Raw genomic sequence first — 23142 nt, 5'->3', positions numbered from 1 at the left:
CGTACCGCTACAAGATTGAGTAGGCAGGCGCGGCCGGCGTACCCAAGCATGTTGTTGCAGGCAATATCTGCAGCGAATGCGGCTGCTAATTTTCCAATCGGGGAATTCGAAATCAGACGGATGGCAAAAAATCGTGCCTTCGTCACATCGTTCGAACCGCTCACTTGCTCATAATTAAACTTGCTTTGCTATTTGGAAATTATTACCCTATGCTATGGATCAATTTAGCGGACGTGAGAGGGCTTTTGAATGGGCGGTGAAACTGGACCTACAGCTGAAATAGCAGCGCAAGTTTCAAATAAATTGCTGAAGTGGTTCCGCTGGGAGCGATTTCCCTTGAAGGATCGAAACTTCGACTGCTTGAAAACGGATAAGCACGCGCGGGCTAACAAAAAACAGAAGCACACGCATCCGACGGACGTAGTCTTTTTCTACCGTGACCCCTACCTAAACCGCCGGATTCTCTTTAATACCGACCTCAAGAGCTACGCTAAAAGCTCCATTACTGGACCGAATGTCCGATCCGCCCTGCGGTCGCTAGCCCAGACAATCGATTGCGCACGCGCAAGTAGTGTATGGAAGGTTAGGTACGACGTGGAGGAGTCGGATGAAATTAGAGGACTACTCTTCGTCTACAACCACGACGCAGATTTCGACGACGGATTCGAGCGCTATTTTGCTCCATCAAAACGAAAACCGCCAAGTGTGGAGGACGCGTCATCAGACGTCGGAGGAATTCCGCTTGAACCCGGCCAGCTAATACATATTATCCAGCCGCGGACTATCGCCTACATGCAGACCATCCTCAACGATGTCAATGCGATGCATATGGACGGAACATTTCCCAGGGCAAATTACTTCTTTTATTATCCAGACCAAAAACTTCACAAAGTTAGACTGGAGCGGCAGCATCGGCCGGCAACCATTGAAGCGTTGAGCGGACCGTATTTCATCGTTTCTCATGATGCTGTGGTTACGCGCGACGAGACCTCCGGAGAAAGCAGTCAAACGTTTGGAGAAGGGGCTGTCGTCTACTACAACCGTCCTGGGAAAACGCACTCCGAGTTCATGTATCTTTTCGACGTGCTCTCTAGCTGCCAGCTGTTAGACGGGGAAAAGCAAATTCGTATTCGAGTTGCACATCACAATCCTGACCCTGCTATCAAAAGTCACTATAGGCGAGCAATAAAGGCGTTTGTACATGATTGGGGGTTCGATGATTACATTCAATCAAAGCTGGACGCCATTAGTTTTGAAGTTCTGGACATTCAAAAGCAATCGTTTTCATTGACTAAATTGGGATGGGATCAATAATGGCATCGGGATCAATCTACAGTGCGAGTGACAAAGCGCTCTTCGATGCGATCAATCAAAGCTCTGTGACGGCGTCCGATCTTAGGGAATTGTTTCTCCGGCACGGGATGGTGATTGCTACGGGGACGCCTCGTAGGCAGCTTGCAATGCATTTTGCACGCCTGTCTCATGACTACGATGATTTCGAAACACTCGCACGTATTTTCGAGTCGCCCAAACGCCGTGAGCGTATGGCCCCGACGCGCATTACAGGAGAGGCAAATCTGCAGGACATTGAGGCAGCGGCACATGCTGTGGTGGCCACCCTTATCGATCAGAACGACGCCGCGACTGTGACCGTAAATCCCGATGGAACAGTGCAAATTAACGTCAGGTATAAACAACTGCACTTTAACAAAAGTGAGTTCCGACAAGTCGAGAATAAGGAAGCTGTCATAACTATCGAGCAGGAAGGCGGAACACTCGTCCTCCGGGGGCCTCAGAACGAAAAAGTCGATGAAGTCTCTGATGGGCTGGTTGACTATCTTACAAACGTCCTTAAGGTGGATGTCGAGACTGAACGCATCGATCTCAAAAGCGTTCCATCAAGCAAGGACAGGATTCAGTTTTTCCGCGCACTGATCGATGGCATTCCAGGCTACCAACGGAGCGATGTGACCGATTTATATTTGTTTAACCCGGACAAGAGGCGCACGGGCACTGCCATAGCGAATGAAGAAGACAGTTCAGAAATTGCGGGTGACGAAGAAATAGATCTTGGGATTCACATCAAGAGCGCGAGTATGAAGGGAGGTAATGTGCTGGAGTCGCCTCAACTTCGCGGGTTCTTTTCCCAGGGTTTTTATGTATCGAAAATAGTTTGGCAGTGCCGCGAAAAGGGAGCGTTCGACTCCGATATTGTCGAGTTCGAAGCGCAATTCGGCGAACCTGGATTTTGTACGAACTTTTCCTATCTCGTCCGCGGTTACTATGAATATCAAGAAAATGGCGAACACAGCAAGAGTCGAAAGCAGTTCGGCACTGAAGGTGATCGCGAGGTAGGTAAACTGATCGAGTCTGCTGCGCGTGCAGCGGTACGTCAACTTCTCGAAAACGCACGAGGGAAAAATGATACGGCTTAAATGGCTCGAAATTTTCACTGATTACACAACAGCGAACCTTGCGCAGCTTCTAAGCGAACATAGCTTCAGCGAGAGTTCCTTATTCGGTTTCGAATTAATAGATGTTGCCCGGCGAAAGATTGTCGCTCGTTTTGTTCAACAAGAAACCATAACTGAGACCTCGCAGAACCCGTTTGGCGAACATGTGGCGACCACATATGTCCGATACACTCGTTTTGACTTCAGGATACTCAAGAATAGCTCACGGCACGTGCTGTGCATCCACTCTCCCCCACGTTCTTTGCGAAATTTCTTGAGTGCGTTGAACCGGGCTCTAAATGGGGACTGCGCTGTTGGCGAGTTGAACGTAGATATTTGTGAATTTATTAAATTGGCGCGAAGTAATCTCGGCTCAAAAGGAGTGAAAGTTATCCAGGCAGTCTACTTCGATGTTCCCCTTACGAACGAAAGTACATGCAAAGTGCAGATCGCATCCGAGCGCGACGCCATAAGCGATTTCGAGGCCAAACTTGTATCAGGGCGTTTAGAACGAGCTACGATTCAAGTCGGAACTCCGCATGCGAGTACTGTCCAGTTTGATATAGGACGCCGGGGAACTCTTCGTTTTGATGAATCGCAATGGGAAGATCTCAGTGCCCTTGATGAGTTGGTCTTGAGTGCTGGACTTTAGCCTGCGATCGATTGTGATGCCCCAGATGCGATCTGAGAAATGGCTGGCAGATGAGCTACATGGCAAGACCCGACTTTATTATTCATCGACAGCGGCGTGCCACCTCCCCTTTCATTTAATTGGTACAAGGTCGTTTCGATAAAGCATGCCTGCAGCCTCCGCCAGACGCTTCTCGCGCGCCCTAACATACACCGCCGTGGTACCCGCGCTGGCGTGGCCGAGGATTTCTTGCACCACGTACAGTTCCACACCGCCCTCCACCGCCAACATGCCGAACGTGTGCCGGAAGGCGTGCGGCGTGGCCTCGATCAGGGAAAACATGTCCTCTGGTGACAGTTCCGCTTCGGCACCCAGGGCCTGCAGGCCGTCGTGCACGCGCCGCAAGGCCCCTGTGACAACATCGTACAGCGCTCCTGCCGTGTACCCACGGTGGCCCGCCGTTCCATCACCATGGCGTGCCAGCGCTGCCGGCGTGGCTGGTATGACCAAGGGCGATAACAGCGGGCGATCAGCGCCGGCCTGGTCAAAATCCGCACCCAGATCAGCCCAGTGCGCGCGCAGCGCGTCAATGGTGCGGGGACTGACGGGCAACACTCGCTTCTTCCGCCCTTTGCCCAGCACCTTCAGCATCCATATGCCTGGCACATGCCGACTGGGTGTGAGCGAGTTGCGGCGGGCCGATACGGCTTCCGCGCGGCGCAAACCCGAATCGCCCATCAGCAGCAGCATCGCAAGGGCGATCCGGTCCCGCCCGCCGTCGGCTTGCTGCGCACGTCGCTCAAGCGCCGCGATCAAGACTTCCCAGGCCTCGGCCGTCAACGCCTTCTCCACCTGGATCGGGTCGGTCTCGATATTGACGACAGGATCTTTGACCGCCAGCCAGGGATTGCCACCCAGGTAGCGCACGCGCGCCAGATACTCGAACGCGGCGCGGAGGATTTGCACCGTCTGCTTCTGTGAGGCCGACGACATCGCCAGGTCGGAGAACGGACGCCAACGACGGCTGGTGCGCGGCGCGCGCGGACCGCAGAAGCTCGCCGCCGGCATGGCCAGGAACCGCACATAGGCCTGGCATTCATCGACTAGCAACGACGAGATCGGCTTGCAGGCGATCAGCGCGCTCCACAGCACGAGGCGCTCCAGCTCGCGCCGGTACGCGCGCAGCGTATGCGGCTGCCCCTCATACCGCGCAAGGTAGCACTCGATCGCCTCCAGGTCGTTGGTGGCGCTGATGAAGCAAAACCGCTCGGCGCGATTGATGCCACGGCTGCCGTCGTAAAGCGCGGGAAGCGTGAATGTCCCAAGGGGTGGCAGCGTGTCATTGGCAGCATCAAGCACAGGTAGATCGTTGCGCATTACAAGCGCGCGCGTATCCGTATCAATGGCGCCAAGCGTTTCGGCATGGCGTTGCAGCCAGCGCGCCAGCACTTCGGCGCGGCCGAACCCGACGCGCGGGACCGCCCGCCACCAGGCCGGCCCGCGCACCCGCATCATCGCCATCAGTTCGCCGAGCGTGCGCACGTCCTCACCGCGCAGCGCGGCTGTCAGCCGCGGCCGGAACCATCGGCCAATCGCGTCATCCGGCATGGGGACCGGTTCCGGCAGGTCCGCCGCCTGTACCAAGATGGCGAGCGCCTTGACAGAGATCGTGCCGCCGCGGCGTGCATTTTGAAGGATGTCCGCGAACGCCGGATTATGTCCGATCGCGCGTTCAACCAGCTCGTCGCGCATGTGGATCAGGAATCGTTCGAGTCCCTGTTGCACCTGAGGGCTATCGTCTTGGTAGTACAGGTCGGCGATACGTTGAATAGGCACTTTTTGAACGAAAGCGCGCAGTGCCGTGTAATCGGTCCGGTTGTAGGCGATCGGCGGGATCACGACCTGGGTATTTTGCGCCATTTATTCGCCTGCGTTCGCCGAGTGGTCGGTGGCCGTTGAATCAGCGGTTCCGGCCGGGCGCTCCATTGCGGCGCACTGCTCCAGCACTAGGCGCAGCACCAGCCACCAGAGATAGATGCCATATGGTCCCTTGACCAGGCTCTCGTCGGCCAAGCCGTGGGCCACCATATTGCGCAGATTCGGTCCTGCCGGATCGCACATCAGCGCGCGTATCGTAAAGGTCAGGTCAACATCGAATGCATCACGCATTTCAGGACGCTCGATCAGATTGGACAGGCCAATCTCGGTATCAAGACCAGCCGCGTCATGGGTCGTGGTCAGCGCGCCGGCGGCTTTCAGCTTCATGCGGACGATATGTTCGAACTGCGGCACGAGAATATGCACCGCCTGTACGAAATCACCACACCAGCCAGCGTGCAGCCCCTGGGCGACCAGCGCAGCGCGCTCGTTTGGCACCAGCGGTGCCCTGCTGGCCAGCGCCTCGAACGTTCCGAGGTCAACATGCATTTCCCGCCACATGGTCTCCAGTGCCGGCAGTATCATACCGATTACCGTGGTGGTACACAGCAAATGGCATGCCTGAGTGGCCTCGGCCAGCACCTGGGCATCGCGAGCCGCACGATCCACACCGGAACCCTGCCGCCGGGCGACGGCCCGGCCGTCATTGGCCAGTACCACCGAATCGAACAGTCTGCTGATACGCCCTGTTGGCAGTGGCCACTCAGCTGCCGCAATCAACTGTGCACGGTTCGGTAGCGCATGAATCCGGGTCAGTGCCCATAGCGCGCCGAATGGCGACCGGCCTTGCACCCGATCCCGGGCCTTTGCGGCAAAAGGCGACAGGTCGATTACATGCTCGAACGATTCCATTTCGTTCAGGGCCTCACGCCCGGCCGCATCCTGCTGCGCGCGCACTGCAGCAATCATCGTATGAACCTGATGCTCTTCCCGGTACGCGCCCGGCACTGCGCGATACATCTCGATCGCTTTCGCATACCAATATTTTCGAGTGATCGCGGCGCCGGCGGCGTCGCCGATCGCCGCCATGATTTGGCCGACCAGGACCAGCATGGCAGCTTCGCGCGAGGCACCGGCGGGCGCTCGCGTGAACCACCGTGCCGCCGCTTCGGCATATTCCAGTGCATCGGCATGCTGGCCCTCCCGCTGTCGGGCTTCGGCCTGCGCCGCCAAGCGCTCACCAATGTCCTCCGCGTGGGCGCGCCCGGCATCTTCCGCCCACATTGGACCGAGATACGACAAAGCAATACGATCAGGTGCAGCGACGGCATCGCGAAATGCGTGCAACAAGCTGGCCTCGATAGACGCCACGCGCCCGGCATCGCGAATGGCACGCGCCAGCTGCAGCGCGCGCCGCCATCCGTCTCGCCCCGATAGCAACCAGCTGTCGCCGTCTAGCGGAAGCTGGCAGTAGGTGTCGATGGCCATGTGGGCAAACGCGATGCCGCGGCGCCGCTCACGCAGCCAGACGATATCGGCTACGCGCGCCTTTAACAGGGTGTTCTCCACACCCTCGGCGAACCACGACAAGGTTGCGATCTCGTCAGATGTCAGGTCTTCAGGCATGAATCCACATCGGCCGTCAGGCGCTTTCCACTCCGGCATAAATGGCGCCCTCTTGTTGTCCGGTTCCAGCTGCAGCGAGCAGATCCTGGCGAGCAGAATCAGCGCGCGCTCACGGGTGCAATGCCCCTCCCGTTGCGCCGTGCCGATCTCCAGGTTCAGTTCCGTCGACATCCCAAGGTACCAAGGCTCAGGATCGCGCGCGAAGGCCTGCTGATAGCCGCAACTGGCCAGGTCGTCGGCCGTGAGCGGCGGCTCGGACGATGTGGAAGGGGTAGTAGTCATGGCGGCGTTGCTCCTGGGCGACCGGGACCGTGGGACGGCGCCCGGCATGGTGTGTAATGGGTGGCCTCATCAAAATGGGGGGTTTACCCGGCCATCATACCCGTTTCACGCGCAAAAAGAGCAATAATCCTTCCGTGATAATATGGATTATCACGGAAGGGCAGGCGCATGCGATACGTTGTTTTACGTTCTACAGCGGCTTGCCGAGCGCCGGGGCGGTATGGTGGACCCCGACCTGGTGCTCGCCCCGTCCGCCTTTGGCGACGAGCGCCCTCCTCTGCCGCTGGCCATCCACCGCCGGCTTGTCCCCGCGCTATCGTTCCCCCCCCCGGTATCTGCCCGACATGCCGGCACTTCCCGCCCGGTGCTATAGCCTTCTGCAGGTGCCAGGTCCGCCGCCACTTCCCCGCCGCTGATCGAACTAACGGTTTCAATCCATTTTTTGCTTGAACAATGTACCGACGGCTACCGGCTGGCCGCCATCCACGCCGGCCAGCGCCTGCAACCGTGCCGCGTCGGCCATCGCGCATTTGACCGGCATCTCCTTCACGCCGTGAGTCAGCAGCCAGATGGTGCGGGTGACCCCGTCGGTGTACGAGAGGACCGGGTGCTCGGTCACGTCGACGCGCACCAGCACCTTCCACAGCAACCAGCGACGCCACACCGGCGTTTCCAAGCGTCGCAGCTCACAGCTGACGGTGGCCAGCGGCACCGGGTGTGTACGTGAAACCACTAGGGCGCTACGACGATTATATGGTGGCCTTCTCATCCCTCATTTCAGTCGCAGCGAAACGCTAAGCCTAGTTGCCTGCTATTAGCGGAACTCGGGGGCAATGCGACCCCGAGGACGCATAGGAAGTTCTAGAAAAGTTAAGGATCAACACCAAATGCTCCACCGGCGTAGGTGCAGTCCGGCTTAGCCACCCACTCGAACACGTGAGCCATGTTCTGTGAGTCAGGTTGATCCGCAATTTGGAAGCTAAACGCCGGCGAAGTGCATTCTGTTCCAAAGAAAACAGTGAATTTTCCGGCTTTTACACACGCGCTGTAGCTATCAAGATCGCAGTTATGCGGAATACTAGGGATGTCCCACCACTTCCCCCACTCGCCTTGATTATTTTTCGTCCTCACCATCACAAACACGAGCGGCGTTCGATTTACTAGAGCTAGCCCCCATCCTTTTTGCAATGCAGGCGATATGCCTTTGCCTTGACTGATGTCAAGTTTTTCTTTCCTCACTTGGTTCACGGTGACTGCGGTGGTAACTTCAAATACGGGCTTATTCATACAATATCCTCTGCAAGAATAGTTCACTTTAGGAATTAACGCCCTTCCGGATCAGTTCATGATCTGAGTTTTGCACATAAATGCTGCGCCAAAATCCGATCATCGCTGGTGAACGTGTCGGCGTTCATACTGTACTGACGCCACGCTTACTCCGTAAATATACACTTGGTTCGCAGTACTTAAATTAAAAGCGTATGTTATTTTTTTGATATAGATTAAATTCAGCATTTTCTTTCGATGGGTACGAAAATGATCGGTTACGTACAGTGCAGCAAACATTGGACGCGGCGGCGCGGCGATCGTGCGCCGCCGGCTTTTCCGAGGACGTGAGGAAACATGCGGTGGTACACTAGAAAAAGAGCCTCAACGGTTCTCACTCTGAATGCAGCACATTTCGACACCTATTCAGAGGATCAATATGGCACAAGCCACCGTCTTACGTCCGGGCCAGTACCGGCACTTACTCCGCGTCACAGCAGCCATCAGTCGCGATCCCGAACGCGATACTCTCGTCCTGTTGTTAGGGATCATGTGCGGTATGAGGGTGAGCGAAATCGCACAAATCGAGGTTCAGGACGTATTGTTTCCGTCCGGGGCGATCCGGCAAGAAGTCTCGCTTCGGGCAGCTATCACGAAGGGATGCCGCCAGCGATGCATCTATCCCACGAACCGGGCGCTCATCGAGGCGTTGGAATCCTACCTAACCTACCGAATAGAACGGCGTTGGCGCATGAGTGACGACCCCCTGCGTTATCGCGGCCTACGACCCGATAGCGCCTTGGTGCTGACCTTCAAGGGCTTCAAATACAGTATGAATCGAAAGCGCCGGATCAACCAAGCGGGCGAGCAAGTCGACTACGCAGCCTGTGACGCCTTGCAAGCCCATGTGACTAAGTTGTACCGGGACGCGGGCATTAAAGGAGGCAGCAGCCATTCTGGCCGGCGCACGATGGCATCCCGATTACTCGGACAGGGACATTCACTGGAAACGCTTCAGCTCTTGCTGGGGCATGCCGATCTGGACCATGTTGATCCATATCTTGAAGTAGATAACAAAAAGCTGCGGCAGGCTTTCATAGACGTGCTACCATAATTTTATGGAGTACAAAAATTGCTCTACTCTCCCAAATTTATGGAGTACATTATTAATTATGGAATTTGTTCCAAAAAAGCCCGGTCGTCCACCGATTGCACCTGAAAAACGCCGTAGCGCGAGATTGCAGCTAAGGGTTTTTCCAGATATCGCCGAGAAAGCGGCACGGGTTGGAACCGCTGCCGTTGAGGAAGCGATCCGTAAGATAAAAGAGCCAAAATAGGAAACGACATGCAGATATTCAACGCGACCCCACCAGCCGACTTCCCGGCCCAAGTCATCGTGGCGCACGACGCAAAATTCGCAGCAAGTCACCCGAATGACGTGTACTGGTTGCGCGTTAAAGGCGACGGCGCGGATGTTCGCGCTCACCAATTGACCGGCGCCATCGGACCTGGCCACGCGCGTCAAATTGCCCGCACGATGGGTTTTGAACCGACGCACTGGACGCTGCCAGGTGATGGCCGCGCCTATTTGTTCTGATTAAGGAAGCCGCACCATGGCCATCGAAGCAGGCAAAACCTACTTTTTTACGAAATCCGGCAACCAGGTTCGCGCCATTGCACCGACCACGCCGTATCGCGGCGTGGCGATGTGGGAAGTCGAGCGCACGGCTGGCGCCAGCGCCGGTAAGCGCATGGACGTTCCAGCACGTTCCCTGGTAACGCAATTGGACTGACAAGGATAATCATGACTCGCACAATTCAATTTAGGCTCGGACGAGTTGAAAACATTGTTCAGCGTAGCAGAGAGATCGGAAGCAATGAGGAAGTCGTCGTCGGTGTCCGTGAAGCCGAAGTCATCTGTGCTTGCGGGCACAAGTGGGTTGCCACGGAGGGAAAGGATTTACAGAACGTCTTCGGGGGCATCCACCTCACTTGCCCTGCTTGTAAGGCAAGCGAAGTAACACACGCCCGCCTGTTACGGGCGCCATAAAGGAAATCGACGACCATGTTGGACGAACTGCAATTTGACCTGCTAGAACTGATCGACCTGGTGCGCCAGGCCGAGAACTACGACGCGACGATGGCCGCCGCCGCGCTGGCAGGGGCTTCGATCACCGTCGATGCTGACGCTGCGGCAGAACGTCAACGCAAGCGCCTGTGCTGTAAGCTTCGCGAAATTGCGGAGAAGATATTTGGGCCAGCGCGTCATGATTGGACACTTGGTACGGTTCGAATCGCCGATTTCGGGCCGTGCACAATTTACATCCCCGAAGGGCGCTTCATAGACATTCAATTGAGTCCTCGCGCCGAGAACGATTTACTGCAAACGCTTTATCAGCTGGCGCACGAAGTTTGTCACACGTTGCATCCGTCGCGGGACGGTAACTCACTAATTGCTGATATCACGTCTGTTCTAAATGAAGGGATTTCCACCTGGTTTTCCTGCTATATCTGTGACCAGTTCGTTTATGGTGAGGCTGTTCGAGCCAGTACCGCTCAAACGGCATACGGCCGTCCCATGGACTTGGTGGGAGCAATGCTTGAGATTGATGGTGACAGTGTCAAGAAATTGCGAGTCTATCAGCCGCATATTGATCGTTTGAGTCCATCCGATTTCCACATTGCGGGTGTGGAGATACCGGACGAGTTGGCGCAGTCACTGACGCGCTCGTTCAGGCCATAAAGGGCAAGGAAAAGAGCAACATCATGGACGAAGTCATTTTGCAAATATGGAAGGCGGCAAGCGGTCAATGGGCTGGCCGAATTCTTCGTGGCGATGTTGAGGACGGCCGGGTGGCTGGCTGCACGTTGAAGGACGATGTAGAACATTAGGTGCTTGAAGCCGGGATCGAGTTTGACCGCGTCGAAATGCTTGGCTCGATGCCACCAGTACAGGGATAGGAAACCGAACATGCCACGAACCGTAGAAACCATCGTCGCAAATCATCAAGCAGCCGCTGCGCTTCGCGCTGCCGGCAAGCCGATCTGGCCGCGCAAGGTCAACATCAAGACCATCCTGCGCGAAGATCAGTCCAGCGAAGACCCAGCGGTCATTGCTGATAAGGCTAACCGCATCGCGAAGCTGCTACGCGCACAGGCGCCTGCCCGTTTGTTCGACTGCACCGACCCTGACTGTGACTACGATTTCGTGGACGCCGTGGAGATGATGGAAGAGTGCACGGTAGCCTCGCTCGCGGTCGACCTCGAGAACGGTGTCGAAGCGGTAGATATGATGAATGGCTGGCTGGAGGCTGTGTATGACTGGGCCGACGCTAACCGCGTCTGGCTGGGCAACTAACAGATGAAAAGTCGACCATGCTGGTAAGCGATATCGAGGAAGGCAAAAGTTACGTTGACGGCGCTCCTTGGACGTACTGTCGGACAGTCGAGATGATCGTGGCTGCGTCGAAGCGTCCGGGCGGCAAGGTAGTCGCCTGGAGCACTGAAGGTTTCTCTGTACGTGGCCGCGTTAAGAAAATGCACGGTAAGTGCGGAATCAAGACTTTCGCCACCTGGGCGATGTCAGAAGCTAAATAGGACGGAAAATTATGGAAAAAAGTCAATCCGGACATTGGGTGAAAATTGAATGGAAGATGGCGCTTCCAGAGTCTGGAGATGTTCCAGTTTGGGTGTCTGTCGTCAAGCTAGAGCATGAATGGCAGCGCAGTACGAATGAATATATTCGAGCTGGCGGCGATAATGGAATGCCTGGCAAGTACGAAAATTTTGCAAAATGGATAATGTCAGCGAGGCCTGTGGAGATGCCTGAAGTTTGTATCGTCGACGGCTTTGTGCGGTTTAATAACGGTCGACATCGCTTTGCTTGGCTGCGCGATCACGGTATGGCTGCATTGCAGGTCAATGTTCAACCCATCGATGTGACTACTTTTGAGACGAAGTTCGGCTCCCAAGAGCAAACGTCTCAATGGCTCAAAAGCTAGCAAGGAAAACGCGCGCTGGTGGCGCCCGGTTGCTGGCCGCTGGCGTCATGGATTGAATAAGGGCCGGACGCAATGTGTGGCAGACGAGGGAAAAATCTTGATTAATCCATTTCGTTTCGTGCAGCTTAGTCTGTTCCTTGGTGGGGGTGTTGCATTTCGATTGATCGGTGCTGTAGACATTCCAATGAACTCAGCTTTGGCGAATGAACGCTTGGATTCAAAAACATGTTTTTCGGTCGTGAAAACGCAGGGTCACCTAGTAGGATATGAATTGAGTGACATGCTAGTGTCGTCCGGTGGACGGCTTGAAGTGCTTCCTGCAACTGGCAGTTTCGATGTTGGCGACGGAAAGCGTCGCACATATACCAATGGAAAAATTACTGTTGCGATTACACCGATCAGCATAAAGAGACATGATATCGAAAAAGACGTAGTGTTTGAGATTATCGAGAAAGCAGAGGCGGTCATCAGCGAAGGCAAACGGCGTCAGCGGTTAAAACTACACGTAAGACTGCATTGTTCACCGTAGATATACGAATGCTGTGGTTCTTCGCCCGTAAAGGTGAATAAGGCAGGGGAAAATCGGTATAAACCATCTTTAAATTAACGTATCGAGTAACGGGAAAAATCAATGAACCAAAGAACTGAAACTGTACAGTCGCAGGCTGGTGTTGAACTCAAAAAAATATCCCTTTATAACGGCGCTGCAGTAGTCTCAGAGAGCTTTACGGTATCCAGTTCGCGCACTCCCGAAGTAAAAGTATTCGGCCGCGATCTATCGGCCGCGATGAAATTTTTTGATGAAGAAGTCAGCCTTTGCAGCTAAAGGAAAATAGCCCCCGCCCCGTGGGCGCCCACCAGCCGGCCGGCCGCCGGCGACATCGAATAAAGGCAGAACAATGACTCTGAAGATATTGGAAGCACAACGGACGCGCTCGCCTTATACCCCAATTGCTAACGGCAGGACCGCAATGTTGCTCGGGGGCCTTGAAAACGCGAAATTTGAATGTGGATGCGGTCACGTCTTTACCGCTTTCACTAGCCAGTCACGCCTAAATGGCGGATTCTTCTTCCAGAGTAGCTCCGGGGTCACAGTTGAGTGTCCGTCGTGCAAAACTATGGGGAATCTTGCAACCGAGGACTACGACGACGTGCTTTGAACACCCTCGATCTGAAAGGAAAGCAATGACCAACGAAGTAACGTTCCATGAGCATCAAGAAGGCTGGACGCACGAGTATGCGCGATGAACGATGCGAATGTACAAACTGGCAGCATCGAACCACACATTGTGCAGATGGAGCCGGGGGTGAAGGAATCTGCCACAATATTATCTGCACAGCTTATCGATCTTCACATTATATGGACGCAATACTGCCAACTATACGAAGATGCTGGAAGTGTTGAGGTTCTTAATCGAAGTGCTGGGTTGTTCTTCAAGATCGTCCAAGATGTGCTGTGGGACAGGGTTTTGCTCGGGATTTGCCGCTTCATTGATCCGGCCGAGGCTAAAGGAGGCAAGAATAAGAATCTTACTTTACGTTCATTGGCTCCGTTGATTGCCGACATTGAGCTCAAAGGTAAAGTTCAGGATGCCTGCAATGCGGCTCTCTCTTCCGCAGAGTTTGCGCTAAATCATCGTAATAAGCGGATTGCTCATCAGGACCACTACTATGCGACCGCCCCTGAACTGTTTGAGATGAGTCCCGTCAGTCGCCGAAGCGTTGAGGAAATGCTTGAAAATCTCCGTGCCGTGATGCGACTTATCGACAGCCACTACAACGATACAGATGTGCTTTACGACAAAACCGTGTTGGTTAGCGGGGCTGACAGGGTTGTAGTGAAATTGAAGAAGCTAGAGAAACTAGTCGGCCCGTCCATCTAAGTAAAAAAGGAAAAATATTGGACACGAAAAGTGAGCTGACTGTCGATGTCGAAGCTAGCATTGCCAAGGCATATAACACGGCATTGCCTATGAAAGAACAAGAGGCAGTACGAGAACATCTTGCCTATATCCTACCCAAGCTCCGGGGACCCAACACGTTGATAGAGCAGATCCAAGCAGCGCTGGGAGCATTGCAAAGCCGAACGCCGGGGAAGCCCTGGCATGAGCATGTTGTAGTCCGAGTGATGGGCGGCATCGTCCTCGCTTTAGTGATTGCGGGCCTAACGAAACTGCTTGGCTGGAATTGAGCAGGGAAAACGCGCCACCTGGCGCCATGTACCGGCCGATTGCCGGGATCACACGGAGAGGTATTAATGATGAGCGGTTTTCAAACAGAAGTGCGACCAGATATGCGGACACCAGCGGAGGTCGCTGCTGATACGCCAGTGGAAATCACGGTGAACATGCATCCGGCGGTTGCGTACCAGCTGGCGCAGTTCGCAAAGCGCTCGACATACAGCATGTTCTACGAATTCACCGAAGCGCATCTGTCGGAAGAGGAGCGCATGACCCTCGCTTACCAGATGCTCAACGGTATTACTGCAGTAGGTGCCGCCTTGGCCGATGCTGGCTATGCTCCACGCTAAATAGGTCGGAAAAGAGCTACATCATGGAGGAAGTTATTTTGCAAATATGGAAGACGGCAAGCGGTCAATGGGCTGGCCGAATTCTTCGTGGCGATGTTGAGGGCGGGCGGGTGGCTGGCTGCACGTCGAAGGACGATGTAGAACATCAGGCGCTTGAAGCCGGGATCGAGTTTGACCGCATCGAAATGCTTGGCTCGATGCCACCAGTACAGGGATAGGAAACCACCGCCATGACAGTTGATGCAGAAATCGTCGTACTTTTTACTACGGCTCAACCTGGTGAGGTTAGTGCGCCTGGTGTAATGGGCCTTTCAATGATCGAGGACGCAGACTTGCACTGTTGGGTTTCTCCTACTGGTCAACTTGAATATTGTTCGGATGCGCGGTCATCGCCGTTGCTCGGAGAGTCCAGCCTTGAGGGGCGTATGTGGAAAAGGACGTTGGGGCGCCATTGGACTCCGGATTATCCAGAACATGGTGGCCACCCAAGTACCTATGCCGACGCCATCCGCACGCTGGCGGCTATACCTGGTATTCAGTATGTTTGGTATGGCGTGCTAACGGATGCCAGTGGGTGTCGCGATGTTCCAGCAGTTACCGATGACTGGATCACGTCATATTTTGGCGCGGCTCCGGCTGCGTAACGGTCGAGGAAAACGCCCAGCACTACCCTAAGGTCCGCGAGACGGGCCTGGTGCATTGAGAAGGCCAGCGCTCTGCTGGACAATGAGGAAAATAATGAGCACTTTGCAAACCATTCAATCCAACATCCCGCTTCCGTCCCCTCTTGAGCAACTGGTCGGCATGGTGAATTCCGAGGCCATTGAGTACGCCGGCCGGGACGACGATACACGCCAACTGCAGAAGTGGCTCGATGCCGGTGACTTCCGCATGGTCGAGCACTCGGCAAGGTCAATAATCGAGCGTCAAAGACAATTCCGCCAAGCGCAACAGCATGGTTTGCCGCCAGCGCTACAGCAGCTGGTCGACCTGGTGAATTCCGAGGCCATAGAGTATGCCGGCCGGGACGACGATACACGCCAACTGCAGAAGTGGCTCGATGCCGGTGACTTCCGCATGGTCGAACATTCGGCAAAGTCAATAATCGAGCGCCAAAGGCAATTCCGCCAAGCGCAACAGCATGGTTTGCCGCCAGCGCTACAGCAGCTGGTCGACCTGGTGAATTCCGAGGCCATCGAGTACGCCGGCCGGGACGACGATACACGCCAACTGCAGAAGTGGCTCGATGCCGGTGACTTCCGCATGGTCGAGCACTCGGCAAGGTCGATCATAGAACGTCAATCCAACATTCGAGGATTGTCGCGCAATAAGGTCTAGGAAAACGCGAACTGATCGCTCCCGACAGTCCGGCCGGTCGCTGGCGTCAACTAGTTTTTAACCTGGGAGAATTGCTATGCCATTACCATCCGCTGCTGATCTAAAAACCGTAAATTTTGTCATACATTTTTGCATCACAAATTTGGGCGCGTACCAACTTGAGAAAATAATTTTGTTCGGAAGCCGGGCCAATGGTGAACCAAGGTCAAACAGCGACCACGACTTTATGGCTATTGTGGCTGACTCTGCTCCTGATGAGATCAGAACTGGCGGAACACTACACGCAAAGATGTTCTCAAAACTCGAATCCGAGCGGCGGGCCCAAGGCTTTGGCCCAATTGACCTACTTGTGACTCGCTCGCGGCGGTTTTATGAAGCTGAGTCTGGTACGCATGCATTCGAAGCACGAACAAAAGGCGTGCAGGTGTTTCCTCTCTAAGGTGAAAGGAAATCTGCATATGAAGTCTACCTGCGCTCCAATTGATCCGGCAACCATCCGTGAGGCGGACAAGGTCAAGCTGATCGCACTCTACGGTCGGGTGTGCCCAAGCGACGTACTTGCCAACGACGATCCGCGCCGTGACTGCATCGCTGCCGAGATGCTGGATATCGGCTTGGCTGATTCGCCCGATTCGGCATTGCAAGTTATCGCCTGGTGGGACCCTTTGGTCGAGAACTTGAAGCCGATAGTGGCCAGCGTGCGTCGCTCTTTCCGGCATTTGAAACTTGAAGGCCATTACGGCGCTTGCGCCTGAGAGGAAAATTATGCGGAAGATCTATATCGGAGTAATCGTAGTACTGCTGGTAGCCGTCGTTGGCTACCTCGCAATGGATCGCCGGGACAAGCAGGTTGCGTCAGAGCGCGACCAAGCGTTTGATCAAAAATTTGCAAAGTAGGAAAATCGGCACCGGATGGCGCCCGTCAGCTGGATGGATGCGACCTAGCGATTCGGCCATGGTGCTGAATCAGCACTGCCTGCGCAAGACCCAGACTAACCATCCGGGCCATTCGCGGTACCTCCCGGGTACCTTACGCCGGCAATATTTTGAAGGAAATCAACGTTGTTCTACTTGAACACCTAATAAAATCAAAGACTTACTATTCTTTGTCTGCCTGCATAAGCATAGCTCAGCGATTCGATTTTCAAAAAAATCGCGTAATAGAATGCAAATTGCAGCCAAGCACGCAATTACTACTGGTCAACGCTAATAACTGAGACCAATCGCAGCTGCAAACAAGATTGTTCTACTAGAACACCCAATAAAATCAAAGACTTACAATTTTATATGCAGTCGCATAAGCACAATTGGCCGACGCATGACGTTTGAAATTTACCAAACATCTAAGTAACCGTTGGAATAAAAAGCCGACTCAATGAAAGTTGCGACTGCGTGTATCCAGATCCCCAAGCAGATGGGTAAGATCCACCAACCGCTTCGCCACCAGGTGCCTGACATTGTTCGCACACTGCCATTGACCATACACGCCCAAAAGTCGCGCACTCATCACTTCACGACGTTGCTGCTCCAAAAGGCTCGGCCAAACGATGACGTTCACGTTTCCTGTTTCGTCTTCGATCGTCAAGAACACGACGCCCTTCGCAGTCTCCGGGCGCTGCCGCACGGTTACGAGACCGCAGCCACGTGCAAGGCGCGCATCGTCATACAAATTCAGAATTTCCGCAGGCATAAAGCGCATCGCGTGCAGACGCTCGCGTAATAGCGCAAGCGGATGACGGCCCAGCGTCAATCCCATATGGAGATAGTCCGCCACCAGCTCCTGCCCTTCTGTGGCCGGTGCAATCGTCAACTCTTCCTCAACGATGTGGGCCTCCCGCAATAATCCGCGGTCAGGCACGCTCCCCGCCGCATTCCATATCGCCTGGCGCCGATTGCCGCTGATCTCCAACAGCGCGTTTGCACTGGCCAGCAACTTCAGTTGCGCCGCATCGAGCGCCGCGCGTACACCCAAATCATGCAGATCCTTGAACGGCCGCACCGCCCTGGCCTCCTCGATCCGCCAGGCGGCTTCACGCTCCATACCCCGGATCAGGTTGAGTCCCAGGCGTACCGCTGGTTGGGTACCACTTGCAGCTTCCAGTGTGGCCTCCCAGCCGCTGATATTGATGTCTACGCCACGTACCTCGACGCCATGTCGCACGGCGTCCTGTACCAGTTGCGACGGACTGTAGAAACCCATTGGTTGGCTGTTCAGCAGGGCGGCCAAAAACGCGGCCGGCTCATGGCGTTTCATCCAGCTCGACGCGTAGGCGAGCAGGGCAAAACTAGCAGCATGCGACTCAGGAAAACCATACTCGGCGAATCCCCGGATCTGCCCGATAATGCCGTTAGCGAAATCCTCGCTATAGCCGCGCGCCGCCATGCCCGTTTTGAGCTTGTCCTCGAACTGCTCCAGGCCGCCTTTCCGCTTCCATGCGGCCATGGCACGGCGCAGCTGATCTGCCTCGCCAGCCGTGAAACCGGCAGCGACCATCGCGATCTGCATCACTTGTTCCTGAAAGATTGGGATACCCAGTGTGCGCGACAACACCGCCTCCATTTCCGGACTGGGATAGGACACAGGATCGGTCCCCTCGCGCCGGCGCAGGTAGGGATGGATCATCCCCCCTTGAATCGGGCCTGGGCGGATAATGGCCACCTCGATCACCAGGTCGTAAAACGTCTTAGGCTTCAGCCGCGGCAGCATCGACATCTGGGCACGGCTCTCGATCTGAAACACGCCGACTGTGTCGGCCTGGCAGATCATCTCGTACGTCGCCGCGTCCTCTTTCGGAATGTCTGCCAACTCGAACCGCTCGCCGCGCCTGGCTGATACCAGATCCAACGTGCGACGCATGGCACTTAACATGCCGAGCGCCAAGATATCAATCTTTAACAAGCCGACCGCATCCAGATCATCCTTATCCCATTGCACGATGGTACGGTTCTCCATACTGGCATTTTCCACCGGCACTAGACGCGACAGCTTGCTGTGTGAAATGACGAAACCGCCAGGATGCTGCGACATGTGACGCGGAAAGCGCATCATGTGCTCAGCCAGGAAAGCCCACTTCCGGGCGACGTCGGACTCAGGATCCAGTCCGCAGCTGTGCATGCGCTCCGCCAGTTCGGCCAGCCCTCCCCATCCGTGGTTGGCTTTGGCCACCTTGTCGACAATGGAAAGATCAACGCCGAGCGCGGTACCGACATCACGCAACACGCTCTTCGGGCGATAGCTGATGACAACGGCCGTAAGTGCTGCGCGGGTGCGGCCATATTTTTGATAGATATACTGGATCACCTCCTCGCGACGCTGGTGCTCGAAGTCCACGTCGATGTCGGGAGGTTCGTTGCGTTCCTTAGAAATAAATCGCTCGAACAACAGGGTGCCACGCGATGGATCAACCTCGGTCACGCCCAGGCAGTAGCACACGGCACTGTTGGCCGCCGAACCGCGTCCCTGGCACAGAATCTTGTTAGCCCGTGCGAAGCGCACGATATCGTAGACCGTGAGAAAGTAGCTTTCGTAGGACATCTCAGCAATCAATTCGAGCTCCCGCTCGATGAGTGACTGGACGTTGGCCGGCACGCCGGCGGGATACCGCCAGTGCGCACCAAGGTAGGCCTGCTGCCGCAAATACCCGCTTGGCGTCATCCCCTCAGGCACAATCTCCACCGGGTACTCGTAACGCAACTCGTCCAGGGAAAATGTACACAGATTTGCGACGCGGACCGTCTCGTCGAGCACGGCTCGCGAATAAACGTTGCCCAGCCTAACCCTTGAGCGAAGATGCTGCTCGGCGTTCGACGCCAACCGATAGCCACAGCGTGCGACCGGCACGCCATGACGGATAGCTGTCATGGTGTCCTGCAGGGGCTTGGCGGAACGTACATGCATCACAACGTCGCCAGTGGCCACCACGGGCAAGTCGAACTGGGCGCCCACGGCAGTGACGATATCCTTGTGCTCCTGGTCACGCGATCGGAAGTGCAAGGTCAGCGCGATCCGCGCACGACCGGCCGCACACTGCAACAGCCAGGCCCCCTGCCGTTCGATGACTTCGAGCTCCGCGCCATAGCGCGGCAGCAAAATCAACTGACAATCGGGCATACCACGCAACGCCGCCAGATCAGGCGGCGGCGCCGCGATATCGCGAGGGCGCGCAAGATACTCGCCCTTTTTCGCGCGCCGGCGCGCAACGGTGATCAGCTCGCACAAATTGCCATAGCCGTTCCGGTTCATGGCCAGGATAAGCAGCGAGAAGGGCGGTGTACCGTCCTCCGGCGTCACCAGCATCTGGCTCCCAATCAGCAACTTTAGGCCGGCCTCTTTGGCGGCAAGATGTGCCTTCACCACACCTGCCACAGTGCATTCGTCGGTAATCGCCAGAGCGTGATAGCCAAGACCAGCGGCACGCTGCACCAGCTGCTCGGGAGCGGACGATCCATGTAAAAACGTAAAATGACTCACGCACTGCAATTCGGCGTAGGAGGGGAGGGCGGTCGCCATGGCTCGCATCCGTCAGGCGTACAGTCCATGCAGAAACCAGCGACTATCCACGATGCGCTCAAGGTAAATCCAGTAGCACGTCGCATCGGTACCTTGCGCAACATAGTAGTCGCGCGCGACCGACTTCGCATCCCACCAGCCGGCCTCAAGTCGCTCAGGTCCGCGTATCAATCTGAGAGGACTCAAATAAAACGGCCGTTCGTCGCGCGTCAGCAGCTGTATCGGCTTGGGCAGCACAAAACACGGACGATCCAATACCAATTCATCTTCAGTGGAAGAGGTCATTTTTGCCGTGGCCGGCCCCCAGCTGTTGCACTGCTCGGGCCGATGGTCAGGAGACAGCACCGGCACCAAAACGTTCTCCGGACCTAGTCTGGCGGACAACAGTTCCAACAGGCGAGTGAAATCAGCCGGCGAACCGCCGGGCTCCGGAAACAGCTGATCGGTTAGCGCCTGCCTCGATTCCAACTGCACCACTTCCAGCCGTAAACCGATAACCGGTGCGCTCAATTCTGTCCTGGCCAGGCGCTCCTTCAACAGCCGCAACAAATGCGCTTCTTTCCACGCCGGCTCGGCCAACGTAATTTCGACAGGCGTCGGCGGCACCGCAGAACGGCCGCGCTCGTGCTCCAGAAGCAGTCTAAAAGTGATCACAGCCAGCTGGCGAGCAGCAAGCCAGCCAATGAGCTGCAGGATCAAGGTCGTGGCGCCATGCATCAACGCTTCCGCATGCTCGATTCGATCGAAGGTTTCGATATGAGCGGAGAATTGCGCTGGCACTGATATCCAACGATGCATTTCTTCGATATCACCATACGCACGGTCGAGGGCATGCAACAGCTGCTTGCTCGTCCGTCGCAGTAACCCGGCTCTCGGCAATTTCCGCACATCGCTCAGCGTACTGGCGCCGATACCATCGAACCAGGTAAGAAATGGCGCAGCCGATGGCACAAGTGAACAGGGTAACCCGTCGAGACGGAAAGCCAGAGTTGCGGATTGCAGGCACCTTCTACGCGGAGAATGACGTCCACTCTTTACGTGAGCAAGCAGCCAGGCACCTTCCGCCGTCGGCGCCGCACCCAACCGCCCGGTAAATCCGAGGCGGCGGATGCTATCGCGTACCCGCCGACACAATGAAAGCGCACCACCAAACAACGAAAGACTCGCACCGACATTGAGCAACAGGCTGAAATCATCGGTGAACGCAACCTCGGGCGTGAACTGCAACATCACCATCGCAATGGAATCGAGCGCACGCGATTCCTTTTCTATATCGCGATCCAAAATGATCGCACCAGGTGCAATGGTCTCCACCCCGCCAGACCGCATGCCAATTCGCACACCGGCATCGATCGCCTCTGTCGAAGCGACCAGCACTTTTCCACCATCCACAACCACATAAGAGCCTGCCTCAGACCAAGACGGGCGGAGCGTTTCGAGCGGTAACAGCGGCAGGTATAAAGTTAACAGCAGGGGCGTTTTCATGATGCACGGGGTGACGGCCAGTAGGCATATCAGCAAGCGGAATAAATAGGGTTTTATCGGAAACAGGACCACGTCGCTTCAAGACCTCAACGTGGACACCGCCCATCGCTGGCCGAACTCGAGGGTCGGCCGGGATTGTGGTTTTTTTCGCGAAAAGCTAACTAAGCTATTGATTACATGGAAAGAAATAGTAAATCGACACAATTCTCTATCCCCCGTGGATACAATAGCCTCCCATTGATGTTTTTTTATAAACGGATAGACTTCTATGTCGTGGGTCCTGTGGTCTATCCAATCTACATGTGCGCCGACAGCATTTTGAGCACTCCCGCTGTGCTACTTAATCAACTCCTGCCCTTGCGCCAAGCCGGCTGTCACTCCAATGATTGCTCTTGCAGGCGTAGACGCTGATAGATGGCTATCTTGTGCCCGGACAGAGGAGCACGCTCTACGTCCTCATGCCAGTCAATCATGGATACTTCTTCCGATGTCACATCGTTTGTCCAAAGAAGATCAGCCAGTTCAGTGGCATCAGAGTGCGATAAACGAAGGCCGCTTTCGCAGTCCGCAACTAATGCATCATCGACAAGATAGATTCTCGCTCTCACAAAAGTCCTTTTAAGAAAACGCCAAGTGATCCGCACCCAACTTTTGTTTCGAAGGTCCTTATCATATGATGGCATTATGGTAGTACAGCTCGGCCTCAACGGCTTTTCGTGTCTGGGCTATAAGGGTTTGCATTTCAGTCGTCGATCAGCGCCTGAATGATTGGGCACCATTCGTCCCGTTCCTCGTTGTCGCACCGAGCAACCATGCCTGTGAGAGCGATTTTCATCGCCTGCAGATCGGCCAATTTGGACTCCACCATGGCAAGCTTCCTGGCAGCCAGATCGCGCGTGCCGATGCAGGCCAGCGAACCTTCCAGTTTGAGCAAGCTCGTAATTTCATCGAGCGTGAAGCCAAGTAGCTGCGCGCGCTTGATGAACCGAATCCGACGGATGTCTTCTTCTCCATAGGTCCGGTAGCCTCCGTGCGGCCGCGCCGGTTCGTCGATTAGCCCGCTACGCTGGTAAAACCGGATTGTTTCCACGTTCACGCCGGCGGCGCTGGCCAAACGGCCGATGGTCATTTTCTCGATCATG

At 55.4% G+C, this 23142-nt stretch carries 27 protein-coding genes; 20 read left to right on the top strand and 7 right to left on the bottom strand.

Annotation, left to right across the window (positions count from 1 at the left end):
• The first annotated feature begins 249 nt into the window (after positions 1–249).
• Genes ACP7DW_RS22930 through ACP7DW_RS22920 form a run of 3 tightly spaced genes read left to right on the top strand, consistent with a single transcriptional unit; the run spans position 250 to position 3105 of the window.
• Complete coding sequence (locus tag ACP7DW_RS22930; protein ID WP_071080513.1) at positions 250–1314, top strand: hypothetical protein; 1065 nt, start codon at positions 250–252, stop codon at positions 1312–1314.
• A complete protein-coding gene (locus ACP7DW_RS22925) occupies positions 1314–2435 on the top strand; it encodes a hypothetical protein (protein ID WP_071080515.1) in 1122 nt (373 codons plus the stop codon). The genes ACP7DW_RS22930 and ACP7DW_RS22925 overlap by 1 nt, the downstream gene beginning before the upstream one ends.
• On the top strand, positions 2422–3105 hold the full coding sequence (locus ACP7DW_RS22920) for a hypothetical protein (protein WP_139174895.1): 684 nt from the start codon (positions 2422–2424) through the stop codon (positions 3103–3105). Before ACP7DW_RS22925 ends, ACP7DW_RS22920 begins: the two co-directional genes overlap by 14 nt.
• A gap of 111 nt (positions 3106–3216) precedes the next feature.
• Here the strand turns inward: ACP7DW_RS22920 and ACP7DW_RS22915 are convergent, their stop codons facing one another.
• The 4 genes from ACP7DW_RS22915 to ACP7DW_RS22900 all read right to left on the bottom strand — a co-directional run bounded on the left by ACP7DW_RS22915 (position 3217) and on the right by ACP7DW_RS22900 (position 8157).
• Positions 3217–5004 carry a site-specific integrase gene (locus ACP7DW_RS22915; protein WP_071080516.1) on the bottom strand — a complete coding sequence of 596 codons (1788 nt, stop codon included), beginning with the start codon at positions 5002–5004 and terminating at the stop codon, positions 3217–3219.
• Entirely contained in the window at positions 5005–6870 is a 1866-nt protein-coding gene (locus ACP7DW_RS22910) for a DUF4209 domain-containing protein (protein ID WP_071080518.1), read from the bottom strand.
• Positions 6871–7300: 430 nt separating this feature from the next.
• On the bottom strand, positions 7301–7639 hold the full coding sequence (locus ACP7DW_RS22905) for a plasmid fertility inhibition factor family protein (protein WP_426056788.1): 339 nt from the start codon (positions 7637–7639) through the stop codon (positions 7301–7303).
• 101 nt (positions 7640–7740) lie between these two features.
• Positions 7741–8157, bottom strand: a complete 417-nt coding sequence (locus tag ACP7DW_RS22900) for a hypothetical protein (protein ID WP_139174899.1) — start codon at positions 8155–8157, stop codon at positions 7741–7743.
• 418 nt (positions 8158–8575) lie between these two features.
• On the opposite strand from ACP7DW_RS22900, the gene ACP7DW_RS22895 reads away from it, so the two are divergent.
• From ACP7DW_RS22895 to ACP7DW_RS22815, 17 genes are all read left to right on the top strand, one after another.
• The gene (locus ACP7DW_RS22895; RefSeq protein WP_071080520.1) at positions 8576–9250 is read left to right on the top strand and encodes a tyrosine-type recombinase/integrase; all 675 of its coding nucleotides are present in this window, start codon (positions 8576–8578) and stop codon (positions 9248–9250) included.
• A 231-nt stretch (positions 9251–9481) separates the two neighbouring features.
• Complete coding sequence (locus ACP7DW_RS22890) at positions 9482–9733, top strand: hypothetical protein (protein ID WP_071080521.1); 252 nt, start codon at positions 9482–9484, stop codon at positions 9731–9733.
• Between the two features lie 16 nt (positions 9734–9749).
• Positions 9750–9929 carry a hypothetical protein gene (locus tag ACP7DW_RS22885; RefSeq protein WP_071080523.1) on the top strand — a complete coding sequence of 60 codons (180 nt, stop codon included), beginning with the start codon at positions 9750–9752 and terminating at the stop codon, positions 9927–9929.
• A 272-nt stretch (positions 9930–10201) separates the two neighbouring features.
• The gene (locus ACP7DW_RS22880) at positions 10202–10879 is read left to right on the top strand and encodes a hypothetical protein (protein WP_071080525.1); all 678 of its coding nucleotides are present in this window, start codon (positions 10202–10204) and stop codon (positions 10877–10879) included.
• A 23-nt stretch (positions 10880–10902) separates the two neighbouring features.
• Complete coding sequence (locus ACP7DW_RS22875) at positions 10903–11028, top strand: hypothetical protein (protein WP_277922169.1); 126 nt, start codon at positions 10903–10905, stop codon at positions 11026–11028.
• A 79-nt stretch (positions 11029–11107) separates the two neighbouring features.
• Positions 11108–11494, top strand: a complete 387-nt coding sequence (locus ACP7DW_RS22870) for a hypothetical protein (protein ID WP_071080527.1) — start codon at positions 11108–11110, stop codon at positions 11492–11494.
• 250 nt (positions 11495–11744) lie between these two features.
• Entirely contained in the window at positions 11745–12137 is a 393-nt protein-coding gene (locus ACP7DW_RS22865) for a hypothetical protein (RefSeq protein ID WP_139174901.1), read from the top strand.
• Positions 12138–12234: 97 nt separating this feature from the next.
• Positions 12235–12666, top strand: a complete 432-nt coding sequence (locus ACP7DW_RS22860; protein ID WP_139174903.1) for a hypothetical protein — start codon at positions 12235–12237, stop codon at positions 12664–12666.
• Positions 12667–12768: 102 nt separating this feature from the next.
• Positions 12769–12963 (top strand): hypothetical protein, encoded by a 195-nt coding sequence (locus tag ACP7DW_RS22855; RefSeq protein ID WP_139174905.1) that lies wholly within the window; start codon positions 12769–12771, stop codon positions 12961–12963.
• 418 nt (positions 12964–13381) lie between these two features.
• A complete protein-coding gene (locus ACP7DW_RS22850; RefSeq protein WP_071080534.1) occupies positions 13382–14020 on the top strand; it encodes a hypothetical protein in 639 nt (212 codons plus the stop codon).
• Positions 14021–14037: 17 nt separating this feature from the next.
• Positions 14038–14328, top strand: a complete 291-nt coding sequence (locus tag ACP7DW_RS22845) for a hypothetical protein (RefSeq protein ID WP_071080536.1) — start codon at positions 14038–14040, stop codon at positions 14326–14328.
• A 66-nt stretch (positions 14329–14394) separates the two neighbouring features.
• Complete coding sequence (locus ACP7DW_RS22840; protein ID WP_139174907.1) at positions 14395–14667, top strand: DUF7706 family protein; 273 nt, start codon at positions 14395–14397, stop codon at positions 14665–14667.
• Between the two features lie 23 nt (positions 14668–14690).
• Complete coding sequence (locus tag ACP7DW_RS22835) at positions 14691–14885, top strand: hypothetical protein (protein ID WP_071080538.1); 195 nt, start codon at positions 14691–14693, stop codon at positions 14883–14885.
• Positions 14886–14897: 12 nt separating this feature from the next.
• The gene (locus tag ACP7DW_RS22830; protein ID WP_139174909.1) at positions 14898–15311 is read left to right on the top strand and encodes a hypothetical protein; all 414 of its coding nucleotides are present in this window, start codon (positions 14898–14900) and stop codon (positions 15309–15311) included.
• A gap of 94 nt (positions 15312–15405) precedes the next feature.
• On the top strand, positions 15406–16005 hold the full coding sequence (locus tag ACP7DW_RS22825) for a hypothetical protein (RefSeq protein ID WP_426085234.1): 600 nt from the start codon (positions 15406–15408) through the stop codon (positions 16003–16005).
• A 76-nt stretch (positions 16006–16081) separates the two neighbouring features.
• Positions 16082–16444, top strand: coding sequence for a nucleotidyltransferase domain-containing protein (locus tag ACP7DW_RS22820; RefSeq protein WP_139174849.1), 363 nt, complete (start codon positions 16082–16084; stop codon positions 16442–16444).
• Between the two features lie 19 nt (positions 16445–16463).
• The gene (locus ACP7DW_RS22815) at positions 16464–16760 is read left to right on the top strand and encodes a hypothetical protein (protein WP_071080207.1); all 297 of its coding nucleotides are present in this window, start codon (positions 16464–16466) and stop codon (positions 16758–16760) included.
• A gap of 617 nt (positions 16761–17377) precedes the next feature.
• Here the strand turns inward: ACP7DW_RS22815 and ACP7DW_RS22810 are convergent.
• The 3 genes from ACP7DW_RS22810 to merR form a co-directional block, all read right to left on the bottom strand.
• The gene (locus tag ACP7DW_RS22810; protein WP_071080208.1) at positions 17378–20524 is read right to left on the bottom strand and encodes an error-prone DNA polymerase; all 3147 of its coding nucleotides are present in this window, start codon (positions 20522–20524) and stop codon (positions 17378–17380) included.
• Positions 20525–20527: 3 nt separating this feature from the next.
• On the bottom strand, positions 20528–22000 hold the full coding sequence (locus tag ACP7DW_RS22805) for a Y-family DNA polymerase (RefSeq protein WP_071080540.1): 1473 nt from the start codon (positions 21998–22000) through the stop codon (positions 20528–20530).
• 742 nt (positions 22001–22742) lie between these two features.
• Positions 22743–23141, bottom strand: a complete 399-nt coding sequence (gene merR / locus ACP7DW_RS22800) for an Hg(II)-responsive transcriptional regulator (protein WP_071080209.1) — start codon at positions 23139–23141, stop codon at positions 22743–22745.
• Position 23142 lies beyond the last annotated feature (1 nt).

Origin of the sequence: Janthinobacterium sp. PSRC1-1, from assembly GCF_049897525.1 — a bacterium.
Classification (GTDB): Bacteria; Pseudomonadota; Gammaproteobacteria; order Burkholderiales; family Burkholderiaceae_D; genus Janthinobacterium; species Janthinobacterium tructae.
This window is presented reverse-complemented; position numbering and strand designations above follow the sequence as displayed.

What these genes read in the sequence shown, in the direction of transcription:
- ACP7DW_RS22930 (WP_071080513.1), top strand. Translation starts at nt 250, where the DNA reads ATGGGCGGTGAAACTGGACCTACAGCTGAAATAGCAGCGCAAGTTTCA.
- ACP7DW_RS22925 (WP_071080515.1), top strand. Translation starts at nt 1,314, where the DNA reads ATGGCATCGGGATCAATCTACAGTGCGAGTGACAAAGCGCTCTTCGAT.
- ACP7DW_RS22920 (WP_139174895.1), top strand. Translation starts at nt 2,422, where the DNA reads ATGATACGGCTTAAATGGCTCGAAATTTTCACTGATTACACAACAGCG.
- ACP7DW_RS22915 (WP_071080516.1), bottom strand. Translation starts at nt 5,004, where the DNA reads ATGGCGCAAAATACCCAGGTCGTGATCCCGCCGATCGCCTACAACCGG.
- ACP7DW_RS22910 (WP_071080518.1), bottom strand. Translation starts at nt 6,870, where the DNA reads ATGACTACTACCCCTTCCACATCGTCCGAGCCGCCGCTCACGGCCGAC.
- ACP7DW_RS22905 (WP_426056788.1), bottom strand. Translation starts at nt 7,639, where the DNA reads ATGAGAAGGCCACCATATAATCGTCGTAGCGCCCTAGTGGTTTCACGT.
- ACP7DW_RS22900 (WP_139174899.1), bottom strand. Translation starts at nt 8,157, where the DNA reads ATGAATAAGCCCGTATTTGAAGTTACCACCGCAGTCACCGTGAACCAA.
- ACP7DW_RS22895 (WP_071080520.1), top strand. Translation starts at nt 8,576, where the DNA reads ATGGCACAAGCCACCGTCTTACGTCCGGGCCAGTACCGGCACTTACTC.
- ACP7DW_RS22890 (WP_071080521.1), top strand. Translation starts at nt 9,482, where the DNA reads ATGCAGATATTCAACGCGACCCCACCAGCCGACTTCCCGGCCCAAGTC.
- ACP7DW_RS22885 (WP_071080523.1), top strand. Translation starts at nt 9,750, where the DNA reads ATGGCCATCGAAGCAGGCAAAACCTACTTTTTTACGAAATCCGGCAAC.
- ACP7DW_RS22880 (WP_071080525.1), top strand. Translation starts at nt 10,202, where the DNA reads ATGTTGGACGAACTGCAATTTGACCTGCTAGAACTGATCGACCTGGTG.
- ACP7DW_RS22875 (WP_277922169.1), top strand. Translation starts at nt 10,903, where the DNA reads ATGGACGAAGTCATTTTGCAAATATGGAAGGCGGCAAGCGGTCAATGG.
- ACP7DW_RS22870 (WP_071080527.1), top strand. Translation starts at nt 11,108, where the DNA reads ATGCCACGAACCGTAGAAACCATCGTCGCAAATCATCAAGCAGCCGCT.
- ACP7DW_RS22865 (WP_139174901.1), top strand. Translation starts at nt 11,745, where the DNA reads ATGGAAAAAAGTCAATCCGGACATTGGGTGAAAATTGAATGGAAGATG.
- ACP7DW_RS22855 (WP_139174905.1), top strand. Translation starts at nt 12,769, where the DNA reads ATGAACCAAAGAACTGAAACTGTACAGTCGCAGGCTGGTGTTGAACTC.
- ACP7DW_RS22850 (WP_071080534.1), top strand. Translation starts at nt 13,382, where the DNA reads ATGAACGATGCGAATGTACAAACTGGCAGCATCGAACCACACATTGTG.
- ACP7DW_RS22840 (WP_139174907.1), top strand. Translation starts at nt 14,395, where the DNA reads ATGATGAGCGGTTTTCAAACAGAAGTGCGACCAGATATGCGGACACCA.
- ACP7DW_RS22835 (WP_071080538.1), top strand. Translation starts at nt 14,691, where the DNA reads ATGGAGGAAGTTATTTTGCAAATATGGAAGACGGCAAGCGGTCAATGG.
- ACP7DW_RS22830 (WP_139174909.1), top strand. Translation starts at nt 14,898, where the DNA reads ATGACAGTTGATGCAGAAATCGTCGTACTTTTTACTACGGCTCAACCT.
- ACP7DW_RS22825 (WP_426085234.1), top strand. Translation starts at nt 15,406, where the DNA reads ATGAGCACTTTGCAAACCATTCAATCCAACATCCCGCTTCCGTCCCCT.
- ACP7DW_RS22820 (WP_139174849.1), top strand. Translation starts at nt 16,082, where the DNA reads ATGCCATTACCATCCGCTGCTGATCTAAAAACCGTAAATTTTGTCATA.
- ACP7DW_RS22815 (WP_071080207.1), top strand. Translation starts at nt 16,464, where the DNA reads ATGAAGTCTACCTGCGCTCCAATTGATCCGGCAACCATCCGTGAGGCG.
- ACP7DW_RS22810 (WP_071080208.1), bottom strand. Translation starts at nt 20,524, where the DNA reads ATGCGAGCCATGGCGACCGCCCTCCCCTCCTACGCCGAATTGCAGTGC.
- ACP7DW_RS22805 (WP_071080540.1), bottom strand. Translation starts at nt 22,000, where the DNA reads ATGAAAACGCCCCTGCTGTTAACTTTATACCTGCCGCTGTTACCGCTC.
- merR (WP_071080209.1), bottom strand. Translation starts at nt 23,141, where the DNA reads ATGATCGAGAAAATGACCATCGGCCGTTTGGCCAGCGCCGCCGGCGTG.